Here is an 8,304-nt window from a genome sequence, read left to right on the forward strand (position 1 = left end):
GGTCATCCGCCCTCAGGACGGAAACAGGATCGGAATCAGCAGTACGCTGACCACCAGCGAAAACACAGCAAGTGGTGTCCCGATCTTCAGATAGTCGGCAAACCCGAAACCGCCCGCCACGCTGACCAGCGCATTGGACGGCGTAGACACCGGCGACATGAACGCCGCCGACGACGCAATGGCCACCGTCATCGCAAATGCATAGGGAGACGCGTGCAGGCTTTCGGCGATGCTGATGGCGACCGGGCCCATCAGCACGGCCGTCGCGGTGCCGGAGACCACCACGCCCAGCGTCACCGTCGCCACGAACACCAGCGCCAACTGGCCGTAGATGCCCCAATCGCCCGAATAGTGCAGCAGGAACTGCGCGGCCAGGTCCACGCCGCCGCTGCGCTTGAGCGCCAGCGCAAACGGCAGCATGCCCACGATCAGGATCAGCGCCCGCCAGTTGATCGACCGGTACGCCACGTCCAGCGTCACGCAGCCGAACAGGCCCATCATCAGGGCGCCGATCAGCCCCGCCATCACGTTGGGCACCCAGTCGGTCAGCATCAGGAACACCACCGTCGCCAGCGAGAGCAGCGCATGGATGGCGCGGTTGGGCACCGGCACCAGCGAATCGGCTTCGACCGGCATCGCCAGGCTGACCAGATCGTGCTCTTCGGCCTGCAGGGAAAAAATGCCCGCCCACGGCCCGACCACCAGCAACGTATCGCCCACGCGCATCTTCACGTCGGGCAGGTCGCGCTTGGCCTCCTTGCCGCGCCACAGGCCCACGACGAAAAGTCCATGCCGCCCCAGCACCACGGAATCGCGCGCATTCGCGCCGTCCAGCCGCGATTCCGACGGGATGATGACCTCCACCATGCCCACATCGCGCGCCTGATCCGTGAAGTACACGCCGGACATCTCCAGCCGCCGCAGGTGATGCCGGCTGCAAAAGCCGTCGATATCGAACCCCTCTGCATCCCTGTCCAGGAGCAGGATGTCGCCCGCTTCCAGTACGTCGTCCGCCGTCGCACGCATGACGGCCCGCGCGAACCGCGTGTTGCGCTCGATGGCGATGACGAATGCTGCCTTGCCGAGTTCGCCCGCCCACAGTCCGAGCTGGCGTCCCACCAGGTCCGAGTCGGTCTGCACCAGCAGGCGGCATGCCCGGTTCTGCAGGGAGTATTTGGTCGCCCAGTCGCCCAGGCTGGGCCGGTTCAGCGCGCGCGGTCCCTGGCCCGCGTCGATGAGCTTGCGCGCGAACAGCATGTAGGCGACGCCGCCCGCCAGGACGACGATGCCGATCGGCGTGAAGTCGAAAAATCCGAAACCCTCGTAGCCCGCATAACCGAGCGCGCTGTTGAGCACCAGATTCGGCGTGGTCGCCACCAGCGTCAGCATGCCGCTGATCGCCGCCGCCGCGCCCATCGGCATCAGGATCCGCCGGGCCGCCATGCCGGATTTGCGCGCGATCCGCAGCACGATGGGGATGAAGATGGCCACGACGGCCGTGGAGCTCATCACGGCGCCCATCGCGCCGACCGCCCCCATCACCAGCAACACCAGCCAGCCCTCGCTCTTGCCGCCGTGCCGCAGCAGCAGGTCGCCGACGGCCTGCGCCACCCCGGTCCGCACCAGCCCCTCGCCGACCACGAAGAGGCACGCGATCAGGATGATGGCGGGATTCGAGAACCCGTCCAGCGCCTCGCGGTAGGTCACGGTGCCGCTCAGGGGCAGCAGCAGCATGACCAGCAGCGCGACGGCATCCGACCGCGGCCGCCCGATGACGAACAGCACGACGGCCGCACAAAGGATGGTGAGGACAATCGCCAGTTCGCTGCTCATTGCCGTGCTGCCCCCTGCCCCTTTCGGCTAGAACGCCGTATTGCCCGTGCTGATCGCCCACACGCCGATGCCGCAGGACACCAGCACGAGCAGCAGGATCGGCCACTCGTACGGCGCGAAGATGTTGCCGCGCTGCTCGCGGCGCGATATCAGAAAAAGAATGGTGCCCGGCGCGTAGATGACGCAAGACAGGACGAAATACCGGAAACCGCCCGCATACACCAGCCCGGCCGCATAGACCGTGGCCGCCACCGCCAGGCCCAGTTCAACCTTGCGGCGCCGGCTCCAGCCGTCATAGGTTTCGCCGCGCACCGCCAGCATCAGCCCGAACGCCGCCACGAAGAAGTACGGAATCAGGCTCATCGAACTGGCCATGTTCTTCAGGAGCACGAAGGTGTCCTCGGTGAAGAGCGTAACGATCAGAAAGAGCTGCACGATGCCGTTGCTGAGCCACAGCGCCGCCGCGGGCACGCCGTGGCGGTTTTCCCGCCCCAGAAACGACGGCATGATGCCCGCGCCCGCCGCGGCGCGCAGCACTTCGGCGGCCAGCAGGATCCACGCCAGGTAGGCGCCCGCCACCGACACCATCAGCCCCACGCTGACCAGCATGCTGCCCCACGGTCCGACCGCGGCCCGCAGCACGCCCGCCATGGACGGATTGCGCAGCGAGGCCAGTTCCGCGCGCGGCAGCACGCCATACGACAGCATCGTTACCAGCACCAGCAGCGCCAGCACCAGCAGGAACCCGACGATTGTCGCCACCGCCACGTCCTCGCGGCGCTTGGCGTAGCGGGAGTAGACGCTGGCGCCCTCCACGCCCAGGAACACGAACACCGTGACCAGCATCGTGTTGCGCACCTGCTCGAAAAGACTGCCCTTGCCCCCGCCGCTGAGCCCTTCGGCAATATTGGCGCGCAGCACGTCCAGGTCCACGGCAAACGCGGCGAAGACAATGAAGATGGCGATGGGCACGACTTTGGCGATGGTCACGACCGTGTTCATGCCCGCCGCCTGCCGGATGCCCCGCAGGATTAGGAAATGGGTGGACCACAGCAGCACCGACGACACCAGCACGGCAGACACGGTATCGCCGTCGCCGAAGAACGGCAGGACGGCGCCCAGCGTTCCCTTGAAGATGACGAAATAACTGACGTTGCCCAGGCAGGCGGCCGTCCAGTAGCCCAGCGCCGCCAGAAAGCCCAGATACAGCCCGAATCCGGCCTTGGCATACGCGAAGATGCCGGCGTCCAGATCGGGACGCCGGCGCGACAGGAACTGGAACACCATCGCCAGCGTCAACATGCCCGTGCCGGCAATGGCCCAGGCCACCAGGCCGCCCACCGGTCCGGTATTGCGCGCAAAGACGCTGGGCAGCGAAAAGATTCCCGCGCCCACCATCGATCCCACCACCATGGCGGCCAGCGCCATGCGAGAAAGTTTGGCAGTTTCCCCGCTCACGTTCTTCTCCTGAAAGCGATCCGGTGGTTGCGCGCCCGCGCGGCCGCCCTTTTAAGGGATGGCCGCGCGCGGCAGTGCGCCGCTAGGCGGGATCCCGCGAAATCGGGCACGTCATGCAGTGCCCGCCGCCGCGGCCCCGGCCCAGTTCGGCGCCGACAAAGGTGACGACCTCGATCCCCGCCTTGCGCAAGAGCGTGTTGGTGTAGACATTGCGGTCATACGCCAGCACGACCCCGGGCGAGATGCAGACCAGGTTGGCGCCGCTGTCCCACTGCGTGCGCTCGCGCAGATAGGCGTTGCCGCCGGTCTCGACGACGCGCATCTTCTTGATGCCCAACGCCTCGCCGATCACGTCCACGAGGGACCCCTTGTCCTTGTGCAGCTCCAGCGACCCCGGCGCGCTGCCCGGCCGGTAGGAGAAGGCCTGGATGTTGTTGACGATGTCGGGATACATCAGCACGCAATCGCGGTCGGCGAAGGTCAGCACGGTGTCCAGGTGCATGGCCGCCCGCAGCTTGGGCATGGCCGCCACGATCACCCGGTCTGCCGCGTTCTTGGCGAACAGGCTGGCCGCCAGCTGGCTGATGGCCTGGCGCGACGTGCGTTCACTCATGCCGATCATCACCGTCCGGTTGCCGATGGGCATGACGTCGCCGCCCTCCAGCGTGGCCAGTCCATGGTCGGCGGTGGGGTCGCCCCACCAGACGTTCACCTTGCCGGCAAAGCGCGGATGGAACTTGTAGATGGACGACGTCAGGATCGTCTCTTCGTGCCGCGCGGGCCAATAAAGCGGATTGAGCGTGACGCCGCCATAGATCCAGCAGGTCGTATCACGCGTGTACAGCGTGTTGGGCAGCGGTGGCAGCAGGTATTCCGTGACGCCGGCGGCTTCCTTGATGAGCGTGAGCTGTTCGCCGCCGATCGACTCGGGGAACTCCTCGGTCGACAGCCCGCCGATCAGGGTCTCGGCCAGCTTGCGCGCCGGCAAGCCGTCCAGGTAGCTGCGGATCTCGTCGAGCAAGCCAAGGCCAACCTGGTTCGCCACGACCTGGTTGTCCAGGATCCACTTTTTCGCTTCAGGTATTGCGACCGTTTCGGCCAGCAGGTTGTGCATTTCCACGACGTCCACGCCGCGGTCCCGCATCTTCGTCATGAAGTCGAAATGGTCGCGTTTCGCGTTGTCTACCCACATGACATCGTCAAACAGCAGCGCATCACAATTGGAGGGCGTCAATCTCTCGTGGGCGCGTCCTGGCGCGCAGACCATCACCGTGCGCAATTGCCCGACTTCTGAATGGACTCCAAATTCCTCGGTATCAGCCATGACTAGCTCCCAGACGTTAGATGGCAATCCAGCCGTAGATCAGGCCAACAATGGCGGCCAGGGCTCCGACGCATGCCACGATGAAAACGACCAACTCCCAGCCGGTGAAGAATTTCCGGCCCTGCTCGCGCCGGGCCCAGAAGTACAGGACCGACCCGGGCGCATACAACAGCGCCGACAGCAGCAGGAACTTCAAGCCGCCGGCGAAGATCATGAAGACTGTGTAGACGGCTGCGATGCTGGCAAGCGTGAGATCGCGCTTCTGGTCCTTGCCGCCGACATAGGTTTCGCCGCGCTTGGCGAGCTGCCAGCCAAACCCCGCGACCAGCAGGTACGGAATCAGCGACATCGCGCTGGTCAGGCTGAGCATCAGCGAGAAGGCATCACGTGACCAGTACGTGCTGATGACGAAAAGCTGCACGATGATGTTGGTCACCCACAGCGCGACGACCGGCACGCCGTTCTTGTTCTCGCGGGCGAACGCGCGCGGCATGTCTTCCGTCTTTGCTGCCGCGTGCATCACTTCGGCGCAGATCAGCGACCAGGCCAGATACGCGCCCAGCACCGAGATCAGCAGACCGATGCTGACGAACACGGCGCCCCACGGCCCCACCACCGACTCCAGCACGCCCGCCATGGACGGCTGGCGCAGCGCCGCGATGTCGGTCTGTTGCATGGCGGCATAGGGCAGCAGAGACACCAGCACCATCAGCAGCAGCGCGGTCACAAACCCGATCAGCGTGGCCACCCCCACGTGCGAACGCTTCGACGCGAAGCGCGAGTAAACGCTGGCGCCCTCAATGCCCAGAAAGACGAAGACCGTCACCAGCATCGTTCGCCTCACCTGCTCGAACAGGCTGTAGCCGCTCATGTCGCCCCAGAAATTGATTCGGAAGAGGTCAACCTTGAAGGCCACGAACAGCACAATGATGAAAACCACGATCGGGATGATCTTGGCCACGGTCACCACGGCATTGATGAACGCCGCCTGCTGCACCCCGCGCAGGATCATGAAGTGGAACATCCAGATGCCCACGGACGCCACAGCGATTGCGATGACCGTGTTGCCGTCGCCAAAGACGGGGAAGAAGGCGCCGAGCGTCGATTTGATCAGCACCCAATACGACACGTTGCCGATGCAGCTGCCGATCCAGTATCCGAACGCGGACAGAAAGCCCAGGTAATTGCCAAACCCGGCCTTGGCATAGGCAAAGACGCCCGCGTCCAGGTCGGGCTTGCGCTCGGCCAGCGCCTGGAACACGCGCGCCAGCGTGTACATGCCCGCGCCCGCAATGATCCAGGCGATCACCGCCCCAACAACGCCCGTTGCCCCGCCAAAGGTCCGGGGCAGCGAAAAGATCCCGGCGCCGATCATCGACCCCACCACCATGCCCGTCAGGGCAAGCAATCCAAGCTTCTTGGGAGTACCGCTTTCCATCATGCACCTCCAGTATTGAGCAAAGACGTGAGCAGGTCGGCCGCCGTCCCGGATGCTGCCCGGGACGGCCGGCTCAGCCCCGGGTAACGCGCAAACTGCGGCTGGCGCCGTACACCGTGGTCATCGTGATAAGAAGCGGCACGCCGATGAACGTGCCCGGTATGCCCCACACCAACCCCCAGAAAAACACCGCAAACATCACCATCAGCGGCGACAGCGAAAACGCGCTGCCGGCCAGCCGGGGTTCCAGATAGCAGCCGTAGACGATCTGGATGCAGTTCAAGACCACCAGCACCAGAATGCTCGTCTGCAACGATCCGTATTGCACGAACGCGAAGAACGCCGGAAACACCGTCGCCACCAGCGGTCCGAGAAACGGGATGTAGTTCAGCAGAAACGCCAGCCCGCCCCAGGCGGTCGCAAGCTCCAGCCCGGCGTAGATCGCAAACAGCCAGACGGTCACGCCCGTCAGCACGCTGGCGATGGTGCGGATCACCATGTACCAGCGCAGCTTGCTCGCCACTTCGCGGGCGACCGCCATCCAGCGCTGCGCCCTTGCCTCGCCCAGCAGGCGGGTCAGCCGCTCCGGCGCCTCGTCCAATTCGAACAGCCCGAGCGCAATGAACACGAAGGCGATGAAGATCATGCCCAGCATGCTGTTGATCCGCAGCGCCACTTCCTGGATCGCCCGCACCAGCCACGACACGTTGAAGCTGTCCTGGAACATCTGGATCGCCATCGCGCCGTGCGGGTGCAGCGTTTCGGTCTCCAGCGTGAACAGGCGCTGGAAGCGCGCGGCGTTGGCCATGACCCACTGCGCGACCAGGCTGAAGCCCCAGGCCGCCAGCGACAGGAACACCACCGACACGACCAGCGTCACCACCAACGCGAGGATCGCGGCGAGCGGCGCGGGCATCTTGCGGCCCAGGTACTGGCGCAGCGGCGCGACCAGGCAGATCACGAACAGCGCGAACGTCAACGGCACGAACACCGGGCTGGCCAGGTACAAAAGTCCCAGCAGCAGGATGGCGAAAATGCCGGACAGTGCGAAAGACATCATCGTGGTATCACCCCATCAACGCGCTTGACCAGATAGGCATAGAACGGATTGGAGGTCAGCCGGGTCAGCGTATCCATGCCGATCACGAAAGCCCCGATCTCGCCGCGCATGGACATGGCGCCCAGGCTGATGCCGAATTCCTCGATGTTGTCCGGGTGCGTGCCGTACAGCGCGTCGTCGGTCGGAAACGGCAGCGCCACGTGCGACAACGAATAGACCTCGCGCGGGTAGTCCATGCCGATGGCGCGTTCCACGACCGCGGTCGCGTTCGGCTCGATGACGCGCTCGATCATGGCGCTGGACGTGGGGCTGGCGTTGGTGACGAGCGTCAGCCGGTAGTTGCGCTTTTCGCCGGGCAGCGTGCCCGCCAGCTGCCAGGCCACGCCGCGGCGGAACAGCGGCCCGAGCTTGGTGGCGCGGTTCAGGTCGAATAGCACCAGGTCACTGCCGTTGGCGGGCAGGCGCGCATACAGAGCGTTGATCAGCGCGCGCGTGCTAACGGTGAAGTCCAGCACCGAATGGAACGTGATGATGGGCGGCAGACGCTCCAGGCCGCCGGATCGCTGCTGCGCGACCAGCCTGTCCTGCAGCGTCTGCGTCAGCTCGAACGACTGGCGCGCCGCGTGGACCGGAAAAGAGTTGTACTTGAACGGATTGAACTCCGGCACGATGCTCAGCCACGCGGCCTTGGCGAACGCGGGCAGGATGGCCGGCAGGCCCGCCACGCCGGCAAAGCGCGCGAACGACGTGATGCCGACCATCGGCGACAGCAGCACCAGACGATCGGGCTTGTCGAGCTTGGGATTGTCCAGCGCGTCCAGCGTGTGCATCAGCGCCAACGCCCCGCCGTTGGAAAAGCCCACCATATGCAGCGGCTTGGGTGCGGGAACCCGGCGCCGCGCTTCGCGCACCGCCAGGCNNCGCGGCCGCCCAGTCCTCCCAGTGCGCGTCCGTCAGCCCGCCCGGCACCGTGCCGTGGCCCGGCATCCGGATGGCGATCGCCACGTAGCCGACGGATTGATAATGCGCGGCGACGTGGCGCAGGCTGTAGGGCGAATCCGTCAGGCCATGCAGCAGCACAGCCACGCCCTGCGGCTCTCCCGCCGGCGTCAGGACGAATGACCGGTTCCAGTCGTGCGCGAAGTGTTCGGGATAGACCTTGGCATCCGCGAAATAGCGGTTGCTGTCCAC

At 65.4% G+C, this 8,304-nt stretch carries 6 protein-coding genes; all 6 read right to left on the reverse strand.

Annotated elements, in window-relative coordinates; translation table 11 throughout:
- Positions 1-12: 12 nt before the first annotated feature.
- On the reverse strand, positions 13-1,833 hold the full coding sequence (locus tag B3446_RS22145; RefSeq protein ID WP_191579198.1) for an SLC13 family permease: 1,821 nt from the start codon (positions 1,831-1,833) through the stop codon (positions 13-15).
- Between the two features lie 27 nt (positions 1,834-1,860).
- Positions 1,861-3,291 (reverse strand): basic amino acid/polyamine antiporter, encoded by a 1,431-nt coding sequence (locus B3446_RS22150; protein ID WP_291385041.1) that lies wholly within the window; start codon positions 3,289-3,291, stop codon positions 1,861-1,863.
- An 82-nt stretch (positions 3,292-3,373) separates the two neighbouring features.
- Positions 3,374-4,615: an arginine deiminase gene (gene arcA, locus B3446_RS22155; protein WP_175124296.1), complete on the reverse strand. Its 1,242-nt coding sequence runs from the start codon at positions 4,613-4,615 to the stop codon at positions 3,374-3,376.
- Positions 4,616-4,631: 16 nt separating this feature from the next.
- Positions 4,632-6,053: a basic amino acid/polyamine antiporter gene (locus tag B3446_RS22160; protein ID WP_291385051.1), complete on the reverse strand. Its 1,422-nt coding sequence runs from the start codon at positions 6,051-6,053 to the stop codon at positions 4,632-4,634.
- Positions 6,054-6,126: 73 nt separating this feature from the next.
- Entirely contained in the window at positions 6,127-7,113 is a 987-nt protein-coding gene (locus B3446_RS22165) for an AI-2E family transporter (RefSeq protein ID WP_175124298.1), read from the reverse strand.
- Entirely contained in the window at positions 7,110-7,979 is an 870-nt protein-coding gene (locus B3446_RS22170) for a hypothetical protein (protein ID WP_291385045.1), read from the reverse strand. The genes B3446_RS22165 and B3446_RS22170 overlap by 4 nt, the downstream gene beginning before the upstream one ends.
- Positions 7,980-8,304 lie beyond the last annotated feature (325 nt).

Origin of the sequence: Achromobacter sp. UBA5777, assembly GCF_002418565.1 — a bacterium.
Lineage (GTDB): Bacteria > Pseudomonadota > Gammaproteobacteria > Burkholderiales > Burkholderiaceae_B > Achromobacter > Achromobacter animicus.

Excerpts from the sequence above, each read along its gene's own strand:
- B3446_RS22160 (WP_291385051.1), bottom strand. The coding sequence starts at position 6,053 with ATGGAAAGCGGTACTCCCAAGAAGCTTGGATTGCTTGCCCTGACGGGC.
- B3446_RS22170 (WP_291385045.1), bottom strand. The coding sequence starts at position 7,979 with ATGGTGGGCTTTTCCAACGGCGGGGCGTTGGCGCTGATGCACACGCTG.
- B3446_RS22145 (WP_191579198.1), bottom strand. The coding sequence starts at position 1,833 with ATGAGCAGCGAACTGGCGATTGTCCTCACCATCCTTTGTGCGGCCGTC.
- B3446_RS22165 (WP_175124298.1), bottom strand. The coding sequence starts at position 7,113 with ATGATGTCTTTCGCACTGTCCGGCATTTTCGCCATCCTGCTGCTGGGA.
- arcA (WP_175124296.1), bottom strand. The coding sequence starts at position 4,615 with ATGGCTGATACCGAGGAATTTGGAGTCCATTCAGAAGTCGGGCAATTG.